The sequence below is a fragment of the Maribacter arcticus genome (assembly GCF_900167935.1).
Lineage (GTDB): Bacteria > Bacteroidota > Bacteroidia > Flavobacteriales > Flavobacteriaceae > Maribacter > Maribacter arcticus.
Map to the genome: position 1 here is coordinate 176,210 of NZ_FUYL01000003.1, position 24,926 is coordinate 201,135.

General features: G+C 34.7%; 20 protein-coding genes and 1 pseudogene. 6 read left to right on the forward strand and 15 right to left on the reverse strand.

Annotation, left to right across the window (positions count from 1 at the left end; translation table 11 throughout):
- Positions 1-37: 37 nt before the first annotated feature.
- The gene (gene odhB, locus B5X55_RS06180; protein WP_079511744.1) at positions 38-1,264 is read right to left on the reverse strand and encodes a 2-oxoglutarate dehydrogenase complex dihydrolipoyllysine-residue succinyltransferase; all 1,227 of its coding nucleotides are present in this window, start codon (positions 1,262-1,264) and stop codon (positions 38-40) included.
- Positions 1,265-1,284: 20 nt separating this feature from the next.
- Positions 1,285-4,086: a 2-oxoglutarate dehydrogenase E1 component gene (locus B5X55_RS06185; RefSeq protein WP_079511745.1), complete on the reverse strand. Its 2,802-nt coding sequence runs from the start codon at positions 4,084-4,086 to the stop codon at positions 1,285-1,287.
- Between the two features lie 116 nt (positions 4,087-4,202).
- Here B5X55_RS06185 and B5X55_RS06190 point away from each other — a divergent pair, with 116 nt between their 5' ends.
- The gene (locus tag B5X55_RS06190; protein ID WP_079511746.1) at positions 4,203-4,718 is read left to right on the forward strand and encodes an alpha-ketoglutarate decarboxylase; all 516 of its coding nucleotides are present in this window, start codon (positions 4,203-4,205) and stop codon (positions 4,716-4,718) included.
- Between the two features lie 37 nt (positions 4,719-4,755).
- Positions 4,756-5,859 (forward strand): acyltransferase family protein, encoded by a 1,104-nt coding sequence (locus B5X55_RS06195; protein WP_079511747.1) that lies wholly within the window; start codon positions 4,756-4,758, stop codon positions 5,857-5,859.
- Positions 5,860-5,893: 34 nt separating this feature from the next.
- On the opposite strand, the gene B5X55_RS06200 is transcribed toward B5X55_RS06195, so the two are convergent.
- The 4 genes from B5X55_RS06200 to B5X55_RS06215 form a co-directional block, all read right to left on the reverse strand.
- The gene (locus B5X55_RS06200; protein ID WP_079511748.1) at positions 5,894-6,247 is read right to left on the reverse strand and encodes a hypothetical protein; all 354 of its coding nucleotides are present in this window, start codon (positions 6,245-6,247) and stop codon (positions 5,894-5,896) included.
- Between the two features lie 40 nt (positions 6,248-6,287).
- Entirely contained in the window at positions 6,288-7,562 is a 1,275-nt protein-coding gene (locus tag B5X55_RS06205; RefSeq protein ID WP_079511749.1) for a metal-dependent hydrolase family protein, read from the reverse strand.
- A 73-nt stretch (positions 7,563-7,635) separates the two neighbouring features.
- Positions 7,636-8,652: a UDP-glucose 4-epimerase GalE gene (gene galE, locus B5X55_RS06210; RefSeq protein ID WP_079511750.1), complete on the reverse strand. Its 1,017-nt coding sequence runs from the start codon at positions 8,650-8,652 to the stop codon at positions 7,636-7,638.
- Positions 8,653-8,697: 45 nt separating this feature from the next.
- Positions 8,698-9,852 carry a DegT/DnrJ/EryC1/StrS family aminotransferase gene (locus B5X55_RS06215; protein WP_079511751.1) on the reverse strand — a complete coding sequence of 385 codons (1,155 nt, stop codon included), beginning with the start codon at positions 9,850-9,852 and terminating at the stop codon, positions 8,698-8,700.
- Positions 9,853-9,942: 90 nt separating this feature from the next.
- On the opposite strand from B5X55_RS06215, the gene B5X55_RS06220 reads away from it, so the two are divergent.
- Together B5X55_RS06220 and B5X55_RS19135 are read left to right on the forward strand one after the other, a co-directional pair.
- Positions 9,943-11,199 carry a 3-deoxy-D-manno-octulosonic acid transferase gene (locus B5X55_RS06220; RefSeq protein ID WP_079511752.1) on the forward strand — a complete coding sequence of 419 codons (1,257 nt, stop codon included), beginning with the start codon at positions 9,943-9,945 and terminating at the stop codon, positions 11,197-11,199.
- 173 nt (positions 11,200-11,372) lie between these two features.
- Positions 11,373-11,504, forward strand: coding sequence for a hypothetical protein (locus B5X55_RS19135; protein WP_262494152.1), 132 nt, complete (start codon positions 11,373-11,375; stop codon positions 11,502-11,504).
- A gap of 794 nt (positions 11,505-12,298) precedes the next feature.
- Here B5X55_RS19135 and B5X55_RS18640 read toward each other — a convergent pair.
- From B5X55_RS18640 to B5X55_RS18975, 6 genes are all read right to left on the reverse strand, one after another.
- The gene (locus B5X55_RS18640; protein WP_234999676.1) at positions 12,299-14,392 is read right to left on the reverse strand and encodes a family 16 glycosylhydrolase; all 2,094 of its coding nucleotides are present in this window, start codon (positions 14,390-14,392) and stop codon (positions 12,299-12,301) included.
- Positions 14,393-14,683: 291 nt separating this feature from the next.
- Positions 14,684-16,576 carry a triple tyrosine motif-containing protein gene (locus tag B5X55_RS06230; RefSeq protein WP_234999677.1) on the reverse strand — a complete coding sequence of 631 codons (1,893 nt, stop codon included), beginning with the start codon at positions 16,574-16,576 and terminating at the stop codon, positions 14,684-14,686.
- Positions 16,577-16,914: 338 nt separating this feature from the next.
- Complete coding sequence (locus B5X55_RS18965; RefSeq protein ID WP_234999678.1) at positions 16,915-17,481, reverse strand: hypothetical protein; 567 nt, start codon at positions 17,479-17,481, stop codon at positions 16,915-16,917.
- Positions 17,482-17,616: 135 nt separating this feature from the next.
- Entirely contained in the window at positions 17,617-18,324 is a 708-nt protein-coding gene (locus B5X55_RS06235; protein WP_079511753.1) for a LytR/AlgR family response regulator transcription factor, read from the reverse strand.
- Positions 18,321-18,854 (reverse strand): sensor histidine kinase, encoded by a 534-nt coding sequence (locus B5X55_RS18970; protein WP_234999679.1) that lies wholly within the window; start codon positions 18,852-18,854, stop codon positions 18,321-18,323. The genes B5X55_RS06235 and B5X55_RS18970 overlap by 4 nt, the downstream gene beginning before the upstream one ends.
- 35 nt (positions 18,855-18,889) lie before the next feature.
- On the reverse strand, positions 18,890-19,336 hold the full coding sequence (locus tag B5X55_RS18975; RefSeq protein ID WP_234999680.1) for a hypothetical protein: 447 nt from the start codon (positions 19,334-19,336) through the stop codon (positions 18,890-18,892).
- Positions 19,337-19,524: 188 nt separating this feature from the next.
- Here B5X55_RS18975 and B5X55_RS19270 point away from each other — a divergent pair.
- Both B5X55_RS19270 and B5X55_RS06245 read left to right on the forward strand, forming a co-directional pair.
- Positions 19,525-20,136, forward strand: a pseudogene (locus tag B5X55_RS19270) (carboxypeptidase-like regulatory domain-containing protein); the annotation flags it as partial.
- A 195-nt stretch (positions 20,137-20,331) separates the two neighbouring features.
- Positions 20,332-21,903, forward strand: a complete 1,572-nt coding sequence (locus B5X55_RS06245) for an outer membrane beta-barrel family protein (protein WP_394332838.1) — start codon at positions 20,332-20,334, stop codon at positions 21,901-21,903.
- Between the two features lie 71 nt (positions 21,904-21,974).
- Here B5X55_RS06245 and B5X55_RS06250 read toward each other — a convergent pair whose 3' ends face one another.
- The 3 genes from B5X55_RS06250 to B5X55_RS06260 form a co-directional block, all read right to left on the reverse strand.
- The gene (locus tag B5X55_RS06250; RefSeq protein ID WP_200811594.1) at positions 21,975-22,253 is read right to left on the reverse strand and encodes a DUF427 domain-containing protein; all 279 of its coding nucleotides are present in this window, start codon (positions 22,251-22,253) and stop codon (positions 21,975-21,977) included.
- A gap of 24 nt (positions 22,254-22,277) precedes the next feature.
- A complete protein-coding gene (locus B5X55_RS06255) occupies positions 22,278-23,483 on the reverse strand; it encodes a bifunctional alpha/beta hydrolase/OsmC family protein (protein ID WP_079511756.1) in 1,206 nt (401 codons plus the stop codon).
- A gap of 76 nt (positions 23,484-23,559) precedes the next feature.
- A complete protein-coding gene (locus B5X55_RS06260) occupies positions 23,560-24,918 on the reverse strand; it encodes an NAD-dependent succinate-semialdehyde dehydrogenase (protein WP_079511937.1) in 1,359 nt (452 codons plus the stop codon).
- Positions 24,919-24,926: the final 8 nt, after the last annotated feature.

The window sequence follows — 24,926 nt, forward strand, 5'->3', positions numbered from 1 at the left end:
CTCAGCGCTTTTTTAATTCTATCTAAATTTTAGAAATTTACATTTCTAAAGCCTTCTTTACATTATTATCCATTAATAAAGCTTCAGGGCTTTCTAACGCCTCTTTAATAGCCACTAAGAAACCTACTGACTCTTTACCATCGATGATACGGTGATCATAAGAAACCGCAACATACATTATTGGTGCAATTGCAATAGCACCATCACGTGCGATAGGTCGCTCAACAATATTGTGCATACCTAAAATTGCGCTCTGTGGTGGATTAATAATCGGTGTCGATAACATTGAACCAAAAACACCGCCATTAGTAATTGTAAAGGTACCACCTGTCATTTCATCTACAGTTATTTCACCTTCACGTGCTCTAATAGCAAGTCTTTTCACTTCTGCCTCAATACCTCTAAAAGTTAAATTCTCTGCATTTCTAATAACAGGCACCATTAATCCCTTTGGCCCTGATACTGCGATACTGATATCACAGAAATCAAAAGAAATCATTTCTTTACCATCTATCATAGAGTTAACAGCTGGGTACATCTCTAAGGCTCTAACAACTGCTTTAGTGAAAAAAGACATGAAACCTAACCCTACCCCGTGTTTGCTTTTAAAATCTTCCTTGTACTTATTTCTAAGTTCAAAGATGGCGCTCATGTCCACTTCATTGAAAGTGGTTAACATAGCGGTCTCATTCTTAGCAGAAACCAATCGTTCGGCAACTTTTCTACGTAACATAGACAATTTTGACCTTGTCTCACCACGATTACCACCAGTAGGAGTTCCCATAGAAGGAACAGCATTCACAGCATCTTCTTTGGTGATTCTACCATCACGACCCGAACCTGATACGGTATTTTTATCAACACCCTTTTCGTCTAAAATTTTCTTTGCAGCAGGTGAAGGAACTCCTGACGCATACGTTTTTTTAGGTTGAACTGGTTGCGGAGCTTTTTCAGCTATGGCTTCTTTTTTAACTTCCTCATTTTTTGATGCAGAAGCAGCACCCTTATCATCACCTTCTGGCTTTGCAGCACTAGTATCAATTAAACATACAACGGCACCTACAGCTACAGCATCTCCTTCTTCAGCTTTCAAGGTGATAATACCACTTGCTTCAGCTGGCAACTCTAAAGTAGCCTTATCTGAATCTACCTCAGCAATTGCCTGATCTTTTTCTACGTAATCCCCATCTTGAACTAACCACTCCGCTATTTCTACCTCCGTGATAGATTCTCCCGGTGAAGGGACCTTCATTTCTAGAATCATTCTTTCTATAATTTGATATGTTATTTTAAATCTTTGGGTTTGAACATATTATCCTTTGACTTGTCAAAGACGTAATCTATTACCTGTTGATGACGCATTTTAGACCTAACCGCACTACCTGCAGCAGGGGCAGCATAAAAACGTCGAGAAGCTACTCTGAATTTTTGAACCTCACTAAAGTGCATTAATAAATGACTCCATGCCCCCATATTTCTTGGTTCTTCTTGAGCCCAAACAAAGTCATCTGCATTCTTATACTTCGCCATTACCTCCTTCATTTTCTCTGCAGGCAAAGGAAACAATTGCTCAACTCTAACTAAAGCTATATCATCTCTTTTTTGCTCTTCCTTAACTACTAATAAGTCATAATAAAACTTACCAGTACAGAAGACTAAACTTTTAACTTTCTTAGCATCGGCCGTTTCATCATCAATAACTTCTTGAAAACCACCTTCAGTAAACTCAGAAATTTTTGAAACCGCTTTAGCGTGTCTTAATAAACTTTTAGGTGTAAATATGATTAAAGGCTTTCTAAAATTCGCCTTCATTTGCCTTCTTAAGATATGAAACATCTGTGCAGGTGTAGTTACATCTGCTATATACATATTATCCTTAGCACATAATTGTAAATAACGCTCCATTCTAGCTGAAGAATGTTCAGCACCTTGACCTTCATAACCGTGAGGCAATAACATTACCAATCCGTTTTGAAGCTTCCACTTATCTTCAGCAGCAGAAATATATTGGTCAATCATGATTTGGGCTCCATTACTGAAATCTCCAAATTGAGCTTCCCAAATAGTTAATGTATTAGGACTGGCCATGGCATAGCCATAATCAAAACCTACGACACCATATTCTGATAAAAGTGAATTGTAAATTTGAAATTTAGCTTGTTGCTCTGAAAGCATGTTCAAAAGGACAACCTCTTCTTCGCTTTCTTCAACCTTCATTACGGCATGACGATGCGAAAAAGTACCACGCTCAACATCTTGACCAGAGATACGCACAGCAAAACCTTCTTCTAAAAGAGAGCCATAGGCTAATAACTCGCCCATTGCCCAATCTAGATTATCAGATTCGAAATACATATTATGACGATCATTAACCAATTTCTCAACTTTTCGCAAGAACTTTTTACCCTTAGGTAGTTCTGTGAGAACTTTAGCGATTTTAGTTAATTTATCTTTATCAAAAGTGGTGTCAATGGCTTCCATCATCTCCCATTCACGCACATTTTCAAAGCCTTTCCATTCATCAGCCATAAAAGGCGTGATTACTGTTTTATCCTCTTTTCTTGAATCTTCTAATTTTTCTTCAAGAGAGTCTTTATATTGTTTCTCAAGTTCAGCGACATAGCTTTCATCAATAACGCCCTCTTTCATTAATCTTTCTGCATAAATATCTCTTGGATTTTTATGCTTTGCTATCGCTTTATATAATTTAGGCTGTGTAAACCTAGGTTCATCACCTTCGTTATGACCATATTTTCTGTATCCTAACAAATCGATAAATACATCACCAGCAAATCGCATTCTATATTCCAATGCAAAAAGAGAGGCGTGTACAACTGCTTCTGCATCATCTGCATTTACATGAAGTACTGGACTTAAAGTAACTTTTGCAACATCAGTACAATACGTAGATGTTCTAGCATCTAAATAATTAGTAGTAAACCCTATTTGATTATTAACTACTATATGTATCGTGCCGCCTGTTTTATACCCATCAAGATTGGCCATTTGAACCAATTCATATACCAGGCCTTGGCCAGCAATTGCAGCATCACCATGAACAACAATTGGTAATACTTTAGAAAAATCATCTTGATAATGAGTATCTTGTTTTGCTCTCGCTATACCTTCAACTACGGCACCTACTGTTTCTAAGTGTGACGGATTGGGCGCAATGTTCATCTTAATTTTATTGCCGTTGTCTGATTTTCTATCCGACGTCCACCCTAAATGATACTTAACATCGCCATCAAAAATCTCTTGCTCGTAATCTTTACCATCAAACTCACTAAAAATATCTTTCGCCGATTTACCAAAAATATTAGTTAGTACATTTAATCTGCCACGGTGCGCCATACCCATAACGAACTGTTTCACGCCCATTTCTGCCGCGCGTTCAACAATTACATCTAATGCAGGTATTAAAGATTCGTTCCCCTCTAAAGAAAATCTTTTCTGTCCTACGTACTTCGTATGAAGAAAAGTTTCAAAAGAAATAGCATGATTTAATTTTTTAAGAATATGCTTTTTTCGATCTGGGTCAAAATTTGGATGATTGTCATTAACATTAATCCAATCTTGTATCCATTTCACCTTTTCAGGTTTACGAATAAACATATATTCAACACCAATAGCATCACAATAAATACTCTGTAGGTGTGTAATTATATCATTTAACGAACTTGGCCCAATGCCGATAATATCACCCGCATTAAAAACTGTTGATAAATCAGATTCTTCTAAACCAAAGTTTTGAATATCTAAAGTTGGCTCGTAATGTCTTCGCTCTCTAACCGGGTTAGTCTCTGTGAACAAATGACCTCTACTTCTATAACCGTCAATTAAACGAATTACCTGAAACTCCTTTTGAAGAGATTCTGGCATTTCACTTTTGTTGCCATTTACTATAGCTGTAGTTCGATTTTCATCAATATCTAGTTCATCTAGCGAACTCTCTAGACCAAAGTCAAAACCTTGAAAAAAGGCTCTCCAACTAGGCTCTACACTGTCCGGATTCACTAAATACTTATCATATAGCTCTGAAAAAAAAGAGGTATGAGCGGTATTCAAAAAGGAATATTTATCCATGAATTACTTTCTGTATCTTTAGAATAAATTTGTACAAATTTACAACATTTACCATATCTAACGGAAGAATGTAGTGTATTATTGAAAAAAATGAAACTTTAAAACAAAATCCGCATATGGGCTTAAAAAAAATACTTTTTACACTTTTCATCACCTTAAATATTATCTACTCTTTTGCCCAAAATTCAACTAACAATTCTGATTTTTGGAACAACGTTCGATTTGGTGGAGGCATTGGTTTGGGATTCACAAACAATGGCTTTAATGGTTCAATTTCACCAAGCGTGATATACCAATTTAATGACCAATTAGCGGTAGGTACAAGTTTAAATTTTAATTACGCAAAGTTCAGCGATGATAAATTTTTAGCCTACGGCGGAAGCGTATTATCCCTTTTTAACCCCATACCCAAACTTCAGCTTTCAACCGAATTCGAACAATTACGCATCAACAGAACATTATATACCCAAACAGTAACTATTGAGGATAATTATTGGCTACCTGCTTTCTTTGTCGGAATAGGCTATAGCACGCCCAATGTAACCTTTGGCTTACGATATGACTTACTTTATAATCATAAAAAAAGCATTTATGGCAATGCATTGATGCCATTTGTACGCGTATATTTTTAATTTTTAGTTACCTTCAACACCGACCAACCTAACCATTATGAATACATTGAAAAACAGATATCTCTCCTTAGATGTTTTTAGGGGAATGGATGTTGCCCTTATGATTATTGTTAACTCTCCTGGCAACGGCAATACAAGTTTCGGAATCTTAAAACATGCAGAGTGGAACGGATTCACCTTAACCGATTTAGTTTTTCCTACTTTTTTGTTTGTAGTGGGGAACGCCATGAGCTTCAGCATGAAAAAATATGAAGCAATTGGAGATGGCGCTTTCTTTAAAAAGGTCTTTAAGCGTTTTTCAATTATTTTTCTTTTAGGTTTTTTAATGTATTGGTTTCCTTTTTTTGAAAATGGAGCAATAAAACCTATTGCAGAAACTAGAATTTTTGGTGTACTGCAGCGTATTGCACTGTGCTATTTATTCGCATCTCTTCTACTTCATTACTTTAAAACAAAAACTGTTATCATTTTCAGCATATTAGCCTTAATTGGCTACAACATTTTACTTGTTGTCTTTGGCGACCTAACTTTAATGGGTAATGCGGTAATAAAACTTGATAAATTTTTAATTGGGGCAAACCATATGTACCACGGTAACGGTGGTGTCGCTTTTGACCCTGAAGGATTATTGAGTACGCTACCCGCTATCGTTAATGTAATTGCTGGATACCTAACGGGGAAATTTATTCAGAAGAATGGCCAAAACTTTGAAACTATCGCAAAATTACTAATGTTTGCGGCCATATTGGTTCTAGCTGGTTTTGCTTGGGATTTAATTATGCCATTCAACAAAAAACTTTGGTCTAGTTCGTTCGTATTATTGACTAGTGGAATCGATTTATTTATCATAGCTATTTTAATATATTTACTAGACATGAGAAAACCTGGTAAGTGGACCTATTTTTTTGAGATTTTTGGCAGAAACACCTTATTCATATACTTATTGTCAGAATTGTTTATTATTACGTTAGCCGTAATTTCAATGAAAGGAACAAGCGCCTACAACTGGATTGCAGATAATATTTTCATTGCGATAGGTGGTGACTACTTTGGGTCACTATTTTTTGCCTTATGGATTATGCTGACTTGCTGGTTCGTTGGCTACCTTATGGACAAGAAAGGTATCTATATAAAAGTCTAGATTGAGCAAGCAGAATTTGAATTACAAATTCTGCTTACCTATACTTATTTCTATACCATACTTTTTGGTATTCGCGTTTTAAGATGAGAAAAGTCATTTGATCTGCAACCTCTACGGCATCAGTAATTGCAATTTGCTTAAATTGACTTTCAGGTATATCAACTACATATAGAAGATTAAGGTATTCAGAAAAATGTTCTATCATCAGATAATATACTTTCTCTCGAATAGTAGATACGAAAGTTTGGGCATCAAACTTCAGTGGTAATTTCAATGAAATATTAGCAAGACCAAAATCTTTCTCTATTTGATGTTTTAAATCTGAAAGTAGCTTAGATTCATTAGCCAAAGTCAACACTTCATTACTATTGATTGCGTTCAACTTCATTCTTTCATTTTATAAAAAAATATTAAGCGATTTTAAAATTCTATTGCTTATAAACAACACCATCTTTCATTACAAAAATTACATTCTCCAATGTTTTCACATTTTGATCAGGATTTTCTTCAACCGCAATAATATCTGCTATATACCCTTGTTTAATCTCTCCTAATTTTTCTTGCATACCCAATAAACGTGCATTTATAATTGTTGCTTGCTTTAATGATTCTTTTGCCGGAATACCTGCTTCTAGCAAATACCCAAATTCAATCGCATTTTTACCATGAGGAAATACACCTGCATCAGTACCAAAACCCATCGGAACACCTTTTTTATAAGCTTTTGCCATAGTAGCAATATGTTTAGGCCCTATTTCTAAAGCTTTCTTAGCAACAATTTCTGGAAAAAAACCAGGAATAAGGGCTTTTTCAGCAACTTGCTTTCCTGCACTTATAGTTGGAATCAGATAGCACTGGCTTTTAATCATCAGATCCATAGTTTCCTCACTCATTAATGTACCATGCTCTATGGTATTGACACCACCCATAACCGCTATTTTCATACCTTCATCTCCATGGGCATGCGCAGCAACAGTAAAACCATAATTCTTTGCAGTTTCTGTAATCGCTTTTATCTCTTCTAGTGTAAACTGCGGGTTTTGACCACTTTTAGCAACACTTAAAACTCCACCTGTTGCAGTAATTTTAATGACGTCAGCTCCATTTTTATATCGTTGTCTCACCGCTTTTTTTGCGTCTGGCACAGAATTCACGACTCCTTCTTTTGGACCCGGATCTCCCATTAGGTCATTTCGCCTACCATTAGTAGGGTCTGCATGCCCGCCTGTAGTAGCAAGCGCCTTGCCTGCAGTAAAAATTCGCGGTCCATCTACCAGGCCTCCATTAATAGCATTTCTAAGCGCAATATTTACACCCGTACCTCCTAAATCACGCACCGTAGTAAAACCTGCCATCAATGTACGTTTAGCATAAACCGTTGACTCTAAAGCTATATCAGCTTCATTTGCCGTAAATTCTTTTATATAGGATTTTGCATTATACTCTCCTTCTATATGAACATGCATATCGATAAGACCAGGTAACACAATTTTATCCTTTAAATTGATTATCCTATCTGCATCTGTTCCAAAAATAAAACCATTCTCAATAGATTTAATTTTGTTCTTAAAAACCACTATGGTTTTATCCTTAATAAGATTTCCAGAGTTAGTATCATAAATCGTCCCGCATTGAATATAAATATCTTGTGCAGAAATTATGGTAGTAACGAACAAACAAATTATTAGGTTCAAGTTTTTCATGAGATAATGTTTAAAGTAATAAGGGGAAATATAACCATATTTCCCCTTATTCAAGTCCTTGAGATTAAGAATTTCAATCACGAATTTTCTGTTCCCAGATCCATGCGTAGTTCATGGCCTCATCTAAAGTATATTCAGCTTTCCACCCTAAAACAGTATTCGCCTTGGTTGTATCAGCATATGCCGAAGTAATATCACCTGGTCTTCTATCAACAATTTTATAATTCAACTTTCTACCTGAAACTTTTTCAAAGCTATGAATAGCTTCCAATACAGAACTTCCTGTACCGGTGCCAACATTAAAAACTTCATAGTTTTTCTCATTCTTTCCTTGAAACAAACGCTCTAAAGCAACAACATGCGCCTTAGCCAAATCGACCACATAAATATAGTCACGAATACAAGTACCATCTGGGGTTGGATAGTCATCGCCAAATACAGATAATTCTTTTCTTAAGCCGATTCCTGTTTGGGTAATAAATGGTACTAAGTTTTGCGGAACTCCTTTAGGTAATTCACCAATCTCTCCACTTGGGTGGGCTCCCATTGGGTTAAAATAACGTAATGCAATAGCATTTAAGCTAGGGGTAACCTTACAGGTATCCGCAATAATTTCCTCACCCATTTGCTTTGTATTCCCATAAGGAGATTCGGCTACCTTAACAGGAGCATCCTCAGTAATAGGCATTTTATCTGCCTGACCATAAACAGTACATGAAGAACTAAAAATAAAACTTGCTTTATTTTTTTTACAAAGCTCCTTTAAAATATAAATAAGTGTACCTATATTATTTTCATAATACAGCAATGGTTTTTCAACACTCTCCCCAACTGCCTTTGACGCAGCAAAATGAATAACCCCAGTAATATCTTGATGTCTTTGAAAAAAATCTTCAACGCTATGCTTTTCCTTTAAATCTAGCTTTTCAAAAAGAGGCTTTTTACCGGTAATGGCTTCAATACCTATAAGAACTTTTTCATCAGAATTCGAGCAATCATCTATAATGATAACCTCAAAACCTTTAGTCTGAAGTTCTACAACTGTATGTGACCCAATGAACCCTAAACCTCCTGTTACTAATACTTTCATTTAATATGTTGTTTCAACTTAAACCAAATATAAAAACTTCGTACTTTATCCATTAACAAAACCGATAACCATCTTTGTAATATGGTTAATCTGTTCCTCGTCCAATTCTGTATGCATTGGTAATGAGATTACTTCTTTCACTAATTGATTAGTAACCGGAAAATCTTCTTCCCTATATCGCTCATCTACATAAGCTTTTTGATTATGAAGCGGAATCGGATAATATACACCACAAGGAATATCGTTCTCGTTCAAATACTTCGCCAACGCGTCTCTTTTTCCATTGGTTATTTTTAAGGTGTATTGATGAAAAACATGACAATCACACACATCACAAATACCCTCACAATTATTTACGGTAACTGGAGTAACGATATGTTGTTGGTTTTTAAACGCTCTTGAATATGCACGCGCAGCATTTCTTCTAGCCTCACAATACCCATCTAGTTTTGGAAGTTTAGCTCTCAAAACAGCAGCTTGTATAGAATCTAATCTAGAATTAACCCCCACTACATCATGATGATATCTTTCATACATACCATGGTTTACAATTCCTCTAATAATGTGCGCCAAATCATCATCATTGGTAAAAATAGCGCCACCATCACCATAACATCCTAAATTTTTTGAAGGAAAAAAGGAAGTTGCACCTACATGACCCATGCTACCCGCCATAGATTTTTTACCGTTTTTAGATAAATATTTAGCACCTATTGCTTGTGCATTATCCTCTATCACAAATAAGTTATGCTTTTCAGCTAATGCAAGAATGGCATCCATATTAGCACATTGCCCAAAAAGGTGAACAGGAACAATTGCTTTTGTCTTAGGAGTTATTGCCTTTTCTAAAGCCTCTATATTAATATTAAAAGTGTCAGGATATACATCAACCAAAACCGGTGTTAATTGCAATAAAGCGATAACCTCTACTGTTGCGGCAAAAGTAAAATCTGCTGTAATAACCTCATCACCTGGCTTTAAACCCAAACCCATCATTGCAATTTGTAATGCATCTGTACCATTTGCACAAGGAATTACATGTTTTACACCAAGGTAGGTTTCTAACTCCTTTTGAAATGCATGAACTTCTGGGCCATTAATAAAGGCCGATGTTTCTAGTATTTGAGTTATGGAGGTATTGACTTGATCTTTAATTTCTTGGTATTGACCACTTAGGTCTACCATTTGTATCTTTTTCATCTGTTGAAATTACATGAAGTGATACAAAAATACGAAACAGACGACACTAATTTTATGGAAAGAAACGTAATTTAGCCCAAAAGCATAGGTTTGTACTTTCTTTATAATCTTCTTGTCTTAATTGCTTCTGCTATTCTTAGAGTACTAGCCTTGGTAAACACCAAACTATCTCTTTTTGTAAATGGTAGAAAGGATACATTTTCAATATTAAAAAAATATATATCTAAAGAGGATAAAGTTATTTGGATTCATGCTGCATCTTTAGGCGAATACGAACAAGGCCTTCCGATATTAGAAGAATTAAAGCGTAGGTATCCTTCTCATAAAATAATACTCACCTTTTTTTCACCATCGGGCTATGAGGTGAAAAAAAACAGTAAAGTGGCAGATGTTATTTGTTATCTGCCCCTCGACACTAACAAGAATGTTGACTTATTTATAGAGGCTACACATCCAACTGTGGTGATTTTTATTAAATATGAAATTTGGCCCAACTACTTATTAGCTCTAAAGAAAAAGAACATACCTACCTTTCTTGTATCAGCATTATTTAAAGAAAATCAAATTTACTTTAAATGGTATGGCGAGTTCATGCGAAAAGCGTTAACAAAGTTTTCGCACTTTTTTGTTCAAAATGAAAACTCAAATGATTTACTGAAATCTATTGGATTTAATAATATCACCATTACAGGTGATACTCGTTTTGATAGGGTAAACGAAATTCTTGAACGAGATAATTCGCTAGATTTCATGAATCGTTTCAAACAGAATAAATTTTGTTTTGTAGCTGGCAGTACTTGGCCAGAAGATGAAAAAATCATTATAGATTATATAAATCAAAATACTCATTCAATTCAATTTGTAATTGCGCCACACACTATTAAAGCAAAACACATTGAAACAATTAAACAGGCTATTACCAAACCAGTACTATGTTATTCAGAACTTGAAAATTCAGAACTTGAAAAATATGAAGTTATTATCATAGATACTATAGGTATTTTGACAAAAATATATAGTTATGCAGATGTAGCCTATGTAGGTGGTGGCTTTGCTACTGGTTTACACAACACATTAGAGCCTGCTATATTTGGTATACCGGTTATTATAGGCCCCAAGTTAGAAGGCTTTATAGAAGCAGAGGATTTGGTACAATTAAAAGGTGTGTTAGCTATTAACAACACTATCGAATTTAATAAGCAATTAAATTCTTGTTTTGAAAACGAGAAGTTTAAGAAATCTACTGGACTTATAAACTACCAGTATATTAAAGAGAAAGTTGGTGCAACTGAGAAGGTTATGAATGTTATAACCTCAGTTTTAAGGAATAGTGTTAGTAAGCATTAAATCCTTTGCCTGCCAAGATATTATCTAGATTATTCTCCAAAAATTAATTTAAAAGAATGCAAAATCTTACTTTACAAAGGTGATTTGATACTTTTGTCGATTTTACACTCCTATTTTACAGCACCTTAGCGTCAATATCCTTATATTGAGTACAGAACAATAGAACTATGATTATGGAACAACAACTAACTTCAGGAGTTAAAATGCTCAATGGTTTTTTAAAATTAATGATTGGTTGCTTAATACTGATACTCCTTTCTGTACCTCTAGCCGCCATAGCAGATTGGATTGGTTTAATCGAATAATTTAAATTGACAACATCTAAAATGCTTTTATTTATCACGTACATTTTAAACAAATGTCGATAAAATACCATTTTGATAGATTAAATACATTATAAGAATTACCAAACATCAACAAAGTAAGACTTCACAACAAATTTTTAAGGCTTTACAACATTGTCTATTTAAATGTTGCAAACATCGACTAGCTTTAGTAGTATAACTTTAAAGCAGGTAATGTTATGAATAATTTATCATTTAAAACGGGGGTAGATTCTTATCTATCTGTATTAATTATTGCGATGAACGCCTTTTTAGCAGTCGTTGCAGTTGGAATTCTTTTGTCCCTAATAGGGATTGTTTAACTTTTTTTAACCCAGCCCATATTGTTAAAAAAAATACTTTAAAAAAGCCCCTTACAAAAGGGGCTTTTTATTTTGTAATAATTCTATAGTCTTTAACGTCTTGTTAAAGACCAAATCATTTTATTTTACTTGTTTTAATTTCTTCTTTGTCTTTCTTTTCCAGATATCAACCATATCTAAAGAGAAAGGAATAGTCTGCCATATTGTTGGGTAAATTTTTATATTCTTCATGATTTTAATTCTTAGCAATTATATGATGCAAAGGTTTACATTCTAAAGCATCAATAAAACAAGCATATTATCTACTATCTATGCTAGATTACCTTTACAATTATTATTCACATAATACTATTTGAATAATATCATCTTCAAACCTTAATCACTAATAAAACCAGAATAAAAAAAGGCCATTGTAAATGAATACAATAGCCTTTATATAGTTTATAATAATTATTATTGGTATACCCTTACATAATCAACTTCCATTGAATCTTGAATAAATTCACCATCAATAGCGCCACCAAGTGTGCCACCCATAGCTATATTCATTATTAAAAAGAAATCACTATTAAACGGCGTACTCGCTGAGTTAACAAAACTATTATGAATAAGTTCATCATCTACTACAAACTTGATACTTTCAGGCGTCCATTCTACCGTATAATTATGAAATTCTGATGTAGCACTTGACACAGGAGTAGCACCAACAACCGCTGAACCTCCAGAATTACCAGGGAAGTGCAAAGCACTGCTAACTGTATTGCTATTGTTACCCACGTGTTCCATAATGTCTATTTCTCCAGTTGCAGGCCAACCCACTTCATCAAAGTTAGCTCCTAAAGCCCAAAGTGCAGGCCAAGTACCACCTGCAGAAGGTAGTTTAGCTCTAATTTCAACTCTACCATATGTAAATTCAAATAAATTTTCAGATTTAATTCTTGCAGAAGTATATGCAGCACTTCCTGTCGGACTAACCCCAAAATCAAAGAATAAAACAACTCTATCATAAGTAAATGCAGGTGCTGAACTTAAGTCAAATGTTAAGGCTTCCCATTCTTCATTAACAGATGTAGTTGCATCGACTTCAAAAAATTCATCTGGATTTGCTTGATTCTCAAGCTTTAATCTAACAACTGCACCCACCGCAGGTGACCAAGTTTTAATTTCCATACTTGAGTATGTAGTTAAATCTAATGGTGCGGCAACATCGAAAAAAGAACCTGCCCAAACTTCTGCTCCACTATTTTTTGTTGATTCTCCCACATTTGTCGATGTATTTTCACCAGATGCATCAGGATTACTAATTACTGCAGTTGAAGCACCTCCAAAATCAGTAAAAGCTGGTGCCGTTCCTTCAAAATCCTCGACTACTGATACGCCACCACCACTTGCTACCAAAGTAACATCATCATAATAATGTACTGCACCACCCGCAACTCCAGAGCCACGAGCTGTTATTTTAAGCAAACCGTCTTCAACGATAACATTATCGGCACTATCGGTATACTCCTGAGCTTCACCATTACCCCAACCACCTGCACCAATGTCGTAGGTCCAGTTAGCAGGATTTGGTGCTCCATTAACATCAAACTCATCAGACCACACAAGATTTGTATAAATAGTCTGTAAACTCTCATCACCACCACCTGTCGAAGGAGCTGAAGTAAATCTAATATACCAAGCCAAATCAGGATTCATCGTATCATATGTTCTAACATATAATAAGTTTTCGCTTAATGATAAGATTTCATAAGTTGATGACCCTACATAGTAGCTCATAAAACCACCATCAGCAAATTCCATTTGCATTCCCGTAGTTTCAGCTTCTGGAACATTACCCTCTACAGAGGAAATAGTAACTGCCTTTTCTCCAGAGGTATCATAATCATAACAAAAATCTTCGTCAGAAGTTCCACCAACTACAGCCGTATGCCCAACATTGAAAAATGTTTGACCCATATTATCTAAAACATACGTTACATCTCCATTAGAATCTACAGAAAAAGTAAGCTCGTCATCACAAAAACAATCAGAAATATCACTGCCGCACTTTTCAAAAGCCTTAGCAGAATACCATTTAGGATACCACCAATCACCATCTATTCCTTCTCGTGCAGGACCTAATCCTAAATGACCAGGTTGTGCTGCCGCCAAGAACCATGTTTTAGAAGTGCCATCTGTAAGTAAATTTACCAGGTCTGAATTCGTTACAGGGATATTTATTGAAACTTCAACAGTTTCCGTCATAGTTGTCCCATCAAAACCATTTGCAGTTATGGTTACGGTAAAGATATTTTCTCCAACTGTCCTATATGTTTTAGAAATAAAACCTGTAAGAGATTCTGCAGTAGTTCCATCTCCAAAATTATAATTATAAGACTTTGCTCCAGAAGCAGAAGGCTTAAATATAACTGTGCCTGATCCGTCATCACTAACCTCTGTGTTTACGGTAAGATTAGATAATGCTACAGATCCAAATGCATCATCGTCTTCACAACCGACCAATACCATTAGAAATGCAAAAAAAATGTACTTCAAGTTTTTCATAATTAATTTTATTTGAGTTAATCATTTACAAGTATCTAAATACAGTAACATAGTTGTGTTTCTTTTTAGGTACAAGATTGATGCAATTTAATTTAGCTGATTATCAATTCCGAAATAATAGCCCATACAAAAAACATACAGGTCAATAAAAAAGCCAAAATAAAGTGATATTCTCAATAATAGATAGTCAATGAAGCCTATTTCACCATCTTAACATTATAATAACTTTTAACTATATAATTAAGTCATGTTGTAGTAATGTTGTGGTAAAAAGAGACTATGTAGAGGGGGTTATAAATCCATGATATATTCTGTTAAGCCATCTTCACGTAATAAGTTCATTTTTTTACGTAATCGGTACCTCTTTACCTCTACACTTCGTACAGATATATTCAAGAGAGGGGCAATCTCTTTAGACGACAAGTTTAATCGCAAGTAAGCACATAAACGTAAATCATTTGCAGAGAGTTCTGGGTGAACATTTTTTACTTTTTTCAAAAAATCTTTATCGGCATTATTGAATGCATTCTCAAAAAATTTCCAATCGTCAACATTGTTAATATTTCTATCAATTGTTCTAATAACAGATTTTACTTGAGAATCAACACTACTTCCCTTTAATTGTTCTTTAATAGAATTTAAGAATTCATTCTTTTTTATAATACTCATAGTAGATATTGCCAATTCACGATTCTTACTCTCTATAAGTTCTTGTAGCTGAGTATTTTTAATTTGAACAATCCTCTTTTGGTTTTTCAACTTTTTACGTTTCAACCTCTTTTTACTCTCATTCAAAAGCTGATTTTGTTGCTTTTTGTAATATCCTTTATATAGCTTATGAATAAAAATTAAAAGAAACATGCTTAATACTAAATAGCAAAAAACAGCCAAATAAGATAAATACCACGGTTTAGGAATCATAAATTCATAAGAAGTAGTATTCTTTGAGAGATTATTACCCACTTTAGCTCTAACTTCAAAAGTATGAGTTCCATAAGGCAAGTTTTTGAACGAAACCTCAGAATTCGTTGACCAAATACTCCATTCTTTATAAACATCTTCTAATCGATATTGATATTCCACCTCGGTATATTTATCGAACTCAGGTACATTGAAAAGAAATTTCAAGTTATTTTCAGACGATTTAAATTCTTTAAATTCTTCGAGCTTAATATTGATATTAGGTGCATCATAAAATTCTTTAGAAATTGAATTTATTGAGATTTGATATTCCTTTTGTTTTACCTTATTTAAATCGAGGGTAACATAACCGTTAGCTATACCTATTAAATAAACCTCATCATTTAAATGCACAATCGATTCAAAACCCAAAATGCCCATGCTTCTTCTGAAGAAATTTGGAATTGGAATTTTTAAACGTTGTGGAACATCACTTAATATGCCTGGCGAAACGCAAATAATATTATCATTGGTAAAACCCCAAATTTTTTCTGAATTATTTGTTGGCTTAAGTATGCCAATAATACTTTCATCTATATCAAAAAACTTACTCGTTAAAATAGAATCCTTACTAAAATCTTGTTGATCAGTTATAAATGTAAATACTCCATTTATTGTAGTATAAATTACTTCATCATCATACTTAAGAAGACTTGACCCTGTTCCTTTAGACTCTTTTTGGATTACCTCTATAATCTTATTATATCCCGTATCAATTTTTAAATCGAAAATACCTTTGTAATCATGATTCACAAGAATATGTTCTGCATCTATAAATTCAAAAAATCTACTGGAGCTATTAAATCCTTCAACTTTATTACGAAAGCGCCATTGACCATTTGTCTTTTCAAGAATACTCAACCCTTTGTAATTTCCTTGTAACAATAGATTCGAGTTTGACTCTATTGTGTGAATATCCCAAGTACCCGGTAAGTCCGATATTTGTTTAGCCTTCCCTTTCTCAACAACATAAGTACCTTTGTGATGACCACAAAACAGTGTACCATTTATTGTTTTTAATAACCATACTTGCCCTTGAGTACCATCAATAAGCTGAAAACCGACATCCTCATCCTTTCTCTTATAAAACAAGCCTTGATTTGTTCCTAAATATAAAATATCATCAAATAATACAGCAGTATAAACTACACCTAAGACTCCATTATGATCTATATATTCCCCAAAGGGAGAATCTAAGTTTACAACACTTAATCCATTATCCAATCCTAACCATAAATTTTGGTCAACATCTTGAAATAAAGAAAGAACGGTATTATTGTTTAAGCCTTTTTCTTGATTGATATGACTTAGAATACTACCCTCATCATCTACATGATAAACTCCATTTGAGATAGAACCTAAAACAAATGAGCCATCATTTAATCGTAAAGCACTATATGCTTCTACGTTTGCTAAAGCTATATCTGCTGAAATATTCCACCTAGTAAGAACAGCATCGTCAAGAAAATAAAATTTACTTTGTTCGGTAACAAATAGAATCCTATTTTCTATTGAAAATGCCCCAATAATAATATCAGTTTTAAAGATATCGTTATCTGAAACTAAAACTGATTTTCAATGGTGAAAATTCCCTCGCCAATTTTCTGAAAATAAATTTTATTCCCAACTTCAAGAACTGCCGCTCTGGTAGTTTTAGCATCCAATATGTCAAAAGAACCATTAATAGTATTGTAAATATAGATACGGTCTAATGATTGGAACAGTACCCAATCTTTAAATTCTGATATATTCCAAAAATGCTCATCTTCTATAAGTGGCTGTTCTAATTTAGAAGAAATCGAGTTATATATTAAAACCCCAAAATCATCTTTTATCCAATAACCAAATTCCATATAACTGCCTGTATACACCCGGTCATTTATAATCTTTACAGATTTTAATGGTGTTCCATTAGGAGATTGGTATAATTTCCAAACCGCCCCATTAAATTCTAGCAAACCTCCATTGTTCGCTACATAGATATTCTTGTCTATAGATTGTGTAATTGACCAATTTTGGTTTTCAGCAGCATATTCAATAGGTGTGTAATTTTGAATTGGGGGGAGTTCTTGTGCAGTTATGCCAAGTATGAAAAAGATACAAAGAATATAAAACGGTCTCAATACCATCTAATGGTTATCTAAATTTATTGTTTTAAATATAACATTTTAAAACCAGTGATGTTTGAAACTATTTGATGTAGATTTTCTCGAATCATGACCTTCATCTGTTCGCAAAAAAACTATAATAACGAGAATTAGGAATTATTTTAAAACAAGCTTCATAAAACCTTCCTTATAAGCGCGACCAATAGGAAGGTTTATATTACCCTCAAATTGAACTTGATTACCAATAATTTTTTGAATTTTCGAAATATTCAAAATGTAAGATTTATGAATTCTCACAAACTTTTTTGAATCCAAATATTCTTCCCAATATCTTAATGGTTCTTGTGACACATATTTACGTGCTGAAGTGATTATCTCAGTATAGTCAGCATCCGATTGAATAAAACGAATATCTGCCACTTCTATCTTAATATGTTCGTACCCCGATTTAATAAAAATCATATCAGGAAATTTATTTTCTTCTATAGAAATTTGGGGGCTAATACCCTTCTTTATTTTTGAAGGCACTTTAGAAACTGCTTGTACAAATCGTTCAAATGAAAAAGGTTTTAAGAGGTAATCTACAACATCATATTCATAACTTTCAAGAGCATAGTCAGAAAAAGCCGTGGTTAAAATTACATTGGGCTTATTATTCAGCACTTTCAGAAATTCGATACCTGAAATTTTAGGTAAATGAATGTCCAAAAAAATCAAATCTATAGGTTCCTTCTTTAAGAAATTTATCGCCAATAAAGCATCGGCAAAAGTTGCCTTTAATTCTAAATATCCAATATCAGTTATGTATTTTTTCAATACCCGTTGGGCTGGCGGTTGGTCTTCAATGATGATGCAATTTATCATGTTTCACCTTGGGTTAGTTGTAATTTCAAATGTACATAATAAACATCCTGCTCATTTTGTATGTACAATTCATGAGCCTTTGGGTATAATAGTTGCAAACGCTTTTTTACATTCTGCATACCAATACCATTAGAAAGATTATCGGTATTGGTTACGGGTAGAAAAGAATTTCTACATTCGAAATCTAGCCCACCCTTATCGTCCATCTTGACCTTTACATCTATAAAAATATCTTCTGATTGACTCGCTGTACTATGCTTAAAAGCATTTTCTATAAATACTGAAAGGATTAAAGGAGCGATTCGGTAGTTAATATTAATATTCTCGGTCTTAAAAGTGACTTTACCCCTTTCCTCTATCTGCATTTCATTTAATTGGGTAAAGTTTTTGAGGTGCGCAATTTCCTTTTGAAGCGCAACATACTTCTCCCTACAGTCATACAACATATATCTAAGTACCGATGAAAGCTCTAAAATAATAGAAGGTGTTTTTGGTGATTGCTCAATGGCATAAGAATAGAGATTGTTCAAATTATTAAACAAAAAATGTGGGTTGATTTGAGATTTCAGAAATAATAGTTCACTTTCTTTAACCGAGGTACCTCAAGTTGTTTTTTAGAAGCGTCCCAAGCAAATTTGAATCCGGCCAAAATCATAATCACAGGCATTACATCTAATAGGCTATATATGACACCTGGGAAATATCGGCCACGTGTCGTGGGATAAAAAACTCGCTCCAGCACTAACTCCTCTAACATGATAATTACGCTGACTACTAAAACAACATATAGAAAAAACAAAAAATATTTTTTACGGTAGAAAAAATAAGGCAGTAAAATATAATTTATAACCAAAGCGCCCAAGGCATAATTTAAAAATGCAATTATCTTAAATGCCTGAATTTCGGGTTGATTTTTATCAAAAGAAAAAAAAAGAAACAATACAATATGCAGCACTATTTGAAAAACCACTTCTTTGTAAGTGCTATTTAAAAATGAAAATTTTTGTGCCATATGTTAAAAGTAGCATTTTACAACAACTTACTTTTTAATAAAACTGCCATCGACAGATTTGACAAGGTAAACATCACACAAAATAATTATGTCGTTCGCACTACAACCACAGTCGTTTGCAGAAAATAGGTTTCTTAAATGTATTGTTTATACCATCTTTGAGAATTAAATTTCAATACTTCTTTAGAATGCGCAACTCTTATTTCTTTTTATTACTGGTAATTTCGGTTTTCGGAATCAATCTAGTAACTGCTCAAGCTGGTATCACTACAATTACCGGTAAAATAGTCGAAAACAATAATGGTGGCCCAATAGAATTCGCAACCGTATTGGTTGGAAATTCTGCAGACCAAAAGCCAATCGTGGGAACAACTACAATCGAGGACGGTAGTTTTATTTTGGAAACCAGTGCGCCAAAATTCTATATCGAGGTTAGTTTTATAGGGTTTACCACAAAGAGATTTGACAATCCGAACATTATTGATGGTAAAATCAACTTAGGCACTGTGACCATATCCGAAGATTCTCAGCAATTAGATGAAGTAGTCGTAGAAGGTGAAATTTCACAAACAACTTTTAAACTAGATAAACGAATATTTAATGTAGGTGCCGATTTAAGTAGTACAGGTGCGAGTGCTTTAGAGATATTAAATAATGTGCCATCGGTAAACGTGAATATAGAAGGCCAAATAAGTTTACGTGGTAGCCAAGGGGTTCAAATGCTAATCAATGGAAAACCTTCGGTCATCGCCAATGAACAAGGCAATGCATTAGGGACGTTGACTGCAGACATGATTGAACGCATCGAAGTTATTACCAATCCGTCTGCAAAATATGATGCCGAAGGTACTTCTGGTATCATTAATATTGTTCTGAAAAAAGAAGAGAAAAAAGGATTGAATGGGGCTGTTACCTTAAATACTGGTATACCTAACAACCATAGCATCGGCTTAAGTCTAAATAGACGTACCGAAAAATTCAACCTATTTAGCCAAATGGGTTTTGGTAGAAGAACTTTCCCTAGTGACAACGAGACTGAAAACCGCAACTTGGTTGATGATACTTATATTAGTAGTTTTGGACAAAGTGATAAGAACGAAACATTTTTTAATCTTATTCTTGGTACAGACTATCACATCAATGACTTAAACGTTATTACCCTCTCAGGAAATTTCGCTTATGAATGGGAAAAAGAGCATTCTGATGCCTTGTTCAGCACATTCGATTCTGGGAACACGCAAACAGATGCTTTCCAACGCCGTGAACTTACCACAGCAACCAACCCTAAATATTCATACGAACTACAATACAAAAAGGACTTTGAAGGTAATGAAGAACAATCTTTACTGCTTAGCGCCACAGGTAATTTATTCGCAAAAGACCAATCATCAGACTTTACAAATACAACTACGTTCGGTAATGGTGACGATATGCAACAACAGTCTCGAACAGATTTTAGTCAGGCTGATTACACATTTAAGGCAGACTACACCCATCCTTGGGCCGAAAAATACACCATTGAAACAGGTACTCAATATCAAATCAATGATGTAGAAAACGATTTTGCTATCAGTGATTTTGATGGTTCACGTTTTGTCGAAAATCCAGATTTAACCAATGTTTTTGAATGGACACAGAAGGTATTAGGGGTTTATGCCACAACAGCCTATGAAAGTGATTTATGGGGATTAAAATTAGGAGTGCGATTTGAGGATACCGATTTAAGCACCTTATTACAGAATACTAATGTCAGTAATGATCAGAAGTATAACAACTTTTTTCCTAGTGGTCATACCTCATATAAATTCAGTGATAATCTTTCACTGCAAGCCGGATACTCCAAACGAATTTTCCGCCCAAGAATGTGGGATTTGAATCCATTCTACAACATCCGTAATAATTTTAGCATCCGCACAGGTAATGCAAACCTACAACCAGAATTTACTGATAGTTACGAGCTTACCAGTATTTATAAAATTGGTAAGGTTTCAATGAACTTAGGAGTTTTCTATAGACATACTGAAGATGTGGTAGAGCGCGTTGTAGAATTTGAAAATAATGTAAGCATTTCGAGACCAGAGAACATTGGTATCAACAATACTATGGGGGTCGAGTTTAACGCCAAATATATCCCTACCAATTGGTTATCTTTTACTAACGATTTTAATTATAGCCATTTTACACGAGAAGGAGATTTTGACGGAAATTCTTTTGACTTCAAAGGCGACCAATGGTCGACGCGACTTACCAATAAATTAAAATTACCTGCAGATTTTGATTTAGAATTTATAGGTCATTATCAATCGGACTACAGAACGCTACAACAAGAAATTTCAGACAACTTGTTTATGGATTTTGGAGCACGAAAGAAAATATTAAAGGGAAAGGCTATTTTAAGTCTTAGCGTTCGTGATGTATTTGCTTCTCGTATACAAGAGAGTATCACTAACCAACCAACTTTCTATTTAAGAGATTTTAGCCAACAAGGCCGCTTTGTAACCTTTGGTGTAAGTTTTGGTTTTGGAAGAGGCGAGGCTATGGAATTCTCGGGACAAAAACATTTTTAAGTCACAAAAGTAAAGCATACTATTATACATACCATAATCGATGTTCGCCTGAACGCTAATTAGAACCAACCTTATTTTACCGCTACACCTTTCCAAAATGCAACATATCCCTTAATGCTCTTGGCTAACGGTGACACTTCAGGATAATACCAGGCTGCATCTTTATTAACAGAATCATTGACTTCAATATCATAATAAGAAGCAACTCCTTTCCAAGGACACGTTGTATGGGTCTCATTAGCTTTAAAAAACTCCTGTTTTATATCTTTCGGCGGAAAATAATGATTCCCTTCTATTACAACAGTGTCATCACTTTCTGCTATTACCGTATTATTCCAAATTGCTTTTATCATACTTCTCCTTTTTCAATCTTTCTATATAAATTCAGTTATAATTTGAGCTTCCGAAGAAAGTGTTTTGTGTACTGGGCATTTATCGGCAATTTCCAATAATCTATTTCGTTGTTTTTCATCTAAATTACCGAACACTTCTATTTTTCTTTTGAAGGTATCAATTTTTTTAACCGTTGAAGTATTTTCAGAATCGGGAGCATGCTCTTTACCATGGTCAACATGCACAACTACCTTCTGTAAATCCCAATTCTTTCTTGTTGCATACATTCTCAATGTCATGGCGGTACAAGCCCCTAACCCGGAAGACACATAATCATAAGGGGATGGACCAAAATCATTTCCTCCAAAACCTGTAGGTTCATCGGCTATCAACAAATGGTTTCCTGATACTATTTCCGTTGTAAAACCTTCGTTACCTATACTTACGGCGACTTGGTGAGCCGTTTTCAACTTTTGCCTTTTTGGTATTTCTAAATAGCGTTCTGCCCAACCTGCTATTACATTCCCTACATAAGTGGAATCTTCACTATTCATCAACAGATGGTCTGCTTTATCTATGGAAACAAAACTTTTTGGATGATGGGCAAATTGATAAAGTTCTTTTGCGTTTTCAATTCCTACAATGGTATCTTGTGGTGAATGCATAACCAAAAATGGTTTTCGCATATTCTTCAGAATCCCTTTCATAGGTTTAGATTCTATATCATCTAAAAAGTCTTTTTTAATGGTGAAGTCTCGTCCGCCAATATTAACCTTTGCTTTCCCTGTCTCTTTTATTTCATCAACACTAGATTTAAATAAATGCTGCACATGAGCTGGGGATGATGGTGCCCCAACGGTTGCAACAGCCGCAACAGAATCTAATTCAACAGCGGCAAAAATGACGGCTGCCCCACCTAAAGAGTGCCCCACCAATAAAGAGGGAGCCTTATAATTGTCTTCTAAGAAATTTGCGGCATGTACTAAATCTGAAACATTGGATGAAAAATTGGTTTCTTCAAAATCACCTTCACTTTGCCCCAGCCCCGTAAAATCGAAACGGAGTACGGCGATACCTTTGTTGACCAATGCCCTAGAAATATTCCTAACAGCAGAAAAGTTCTTATTACAGGTAAAACAGTGCGCAAAAACAGCATATGTATGTGCTACTTGATTCGTTGGGAATTCTAATCGTGCATCAAGCTGTTTTCCTTGAGAATTTGTGAACGTAACTTTTTCGAAGCTCATACCTTTTCTTTCTATACTGTTAACTTAATACTAGTATTAGAGGTAAATAAAGGGTAAAACTTACAAGCACCGCTAATCAACCTTTAACATAAATAGTTTTTCGATTCACAAACTCCATCATACCGTCTTTTGCTAGTTCACGTCCATAACCTGATTTCTTGGTACCCCCAAAAGGCAACCTAGGGTCTGACTTCACTAACTCATTTATGAAATAGGCCGCATCACTTACCTTATGGGCATATTTTAAAGCTTTTTCGGTATTTTTTGTACATACTGTTACACCAAGTCCATATTTAGATTTTTCAGAAAGTTCAAATGCGTGGTCAATATCTTTTGCTTTAATCATAGCTGCCAAAGGTCCAAAAGTTTCTTGGTCAAAAGCTGCCATACCAGGTACTACATCACCTAAAACAGTAGGTTCGTGATAACAACCATTTTGAGTTCCACCCAATAAAAGTTTAGCACCTTGCGCCACTGATTCTTTCACTTGTGCGTTTAATTGATTTGCAAGATCTAAACGAGCAAGTGGACCAATGGTAGTATTTTCATCCATTGGGTCACCTGATTTTAATTCTTTTACAGCATTGGTGAATTTTGTGACGAATTCTTCATAAATACCTTCTACTAAAATAAATCGTTTAGCAGCAATACAACTTTGTCCGCAATTGAGCATGCGAGCGGTCAAGGCAATTTTTACAGAGGCGTCTATATCTGCATCTTCCCAAACAATAAAAGCATTATTTCCACCGAGTTCCAGTACTGATTTTTTGATATGTCTTCCTGAAATCTCAGCAACGGCAGAACCTGCCCTTTCACTTCCTGTAAGTGTTAGTGCTTTTACAGTATCGTGTGAAATAATTGTTTCGGTTTGATCGTGATGCACGATCAAGTTTTGGAACACATAACGCGGGTAACCAGCTCTAATGAAGACTTCTTCAATCTGTTTGGCGCAACCAAAAACATTTGGAGCATGTTTCAATAATCCAGTATTACCTGCTGTTAAAGTAGGTGCTGCGTATCTAAAGACTTGCCAGAATGGAAAGTTCCATGGCATAATCGCCAAGACACTCCCGATAGGGTCATGACTTACGAAACTTTGAGCAGCATCGGTTTTTATTATTTCATTTGCTAAAAAGGTTTCCGCGTTTTCAGCATAATAATCACAGACCCATGCACATTTATTTACTTCAGATCTAGACTCTTTAATAGGTTTTCCCATTTCTAAAGTAATCATTTGGGCATATTCTTCTATGTTATCCCGTAATACTTGACCTGCTTTTTTCAGTAAACTACAACGTTCGGAAAGGGGTACTTTTCGCCAAGCGTTAAATGCTATTTGACTTTTGTTCAGTTTTTCGACTAAAGCCTCTTTAGTAAGCGCTGTATATACGCCAACTTCCTCTCCATTGTAAGGATTACTACTTTTGAATTCCATTTTCATAT

Coding starts and splice junctions, on each gene's coding strand:
- B5X55_RS18975 (WP_234999680.1), bottom strand. CDS start 19,336: ATGGCACAAAAATTTTCATTTTTAAATAGCACTTACAAAGAAGTGGTT.
- B5X55_RS19135 (WP_262494152.1), top strand. CDS start 11,373: ATGGAACAACAACTAACTTCAGGAGTTAAAATGCTCAATGGTTTTTTA.
- B5X55_RS06190 (WP_079511746.1), top strand. CDS start 4,203: ATGGGCTTAAAAAAAATACTTTTTACACTTTTCATCACCTTAAATATT.
- B5X55_RS06185 (WP_079511745.1), bottom strand. CDS start 4,086: ATGGATAAATATTCCTTTTTGAATACCGCTCATACCTCTTTTTTTTCA.
- B5X55_RS06245 (WP_394332838.1), top strand. CDS start 20,332: ATGGGTTTTGGTAGAAGAACTTTCCCTAGTGACAACGAGACTGAAAAC.
- B5X55_RS06215 (WP_079511751.1), bottom strand. CDS start 9,852: ATGAAAAAGATACAAATGGTAGACCTAAGTGGTCAATACCAAGAAATT.
- B5X55_RS06205 (WP_079511749.1), bottom strand. CDS start 7,562: ATGAAAAACTTGAACCTAATAATTTGTTTGTTCGTTACTACCATAATT.
- B5X55_RS06195 (WP_079511747.1), top strand. CDS start 4,756: ATGAATACATTGAAAAACAGATATCTCTCCTTAGATGTTTTTAGGGGA.
- B5X55_RS06255 (WP_079511756.1), bottom strand. CDS start 23,483: ATGAGCTTCGAAAAAGTTACGTTCACAAATTCTCAAGGAAAACAGCTT.
- B5X55_RS18965 (WP_234999678.1), bottom strand. CDS start 17,481: ATGGTATTGAGACCGTTTTATATTCTTTGTATCTTTTTCATACTTGGC.
- galE (WP_079511750.1), bottom strand. CDS start 8,652: ATGAAAGTATTAGTAACAGGAGGTTTAGGGTTCATTGGGTCACATACA.
- B5X55_RS06235 (WP_079511753.1), bottom strand. CDS start 18,324: ATGATAAATTGCATCATCATTGAAGACCAACCGCCAGCCCAACGGGTA.
- B5X55_RS06260 (WP_079511937.1), bottom strand. CDS start 24,918: ATGGAATTCAAAAGTAGTAATCCTTACAATGGAGAGGAAGTTGGCGTA.
- B5X55_RS06200 (WP_079511748.1), bottom strand. CDS start 6,247: ATGAAGTTGAACGCAATCAATAGTAATGAAGTGTTGACTTTGGCTAAT.
- odhB (WP_079511744.1), bottom strand. CDS start 1,264: ATGATTCTAGAAATGAAGGTCCCTTCACCGGGAGAATCTATCACGGAG.
- B5X55_RS18640 (WP_234999676.1), bottom strand. CDS start 14,392: ATGAAAAACTTGAAGTACATTTTTTTTGCATTTCTAATGGTATTGGTC.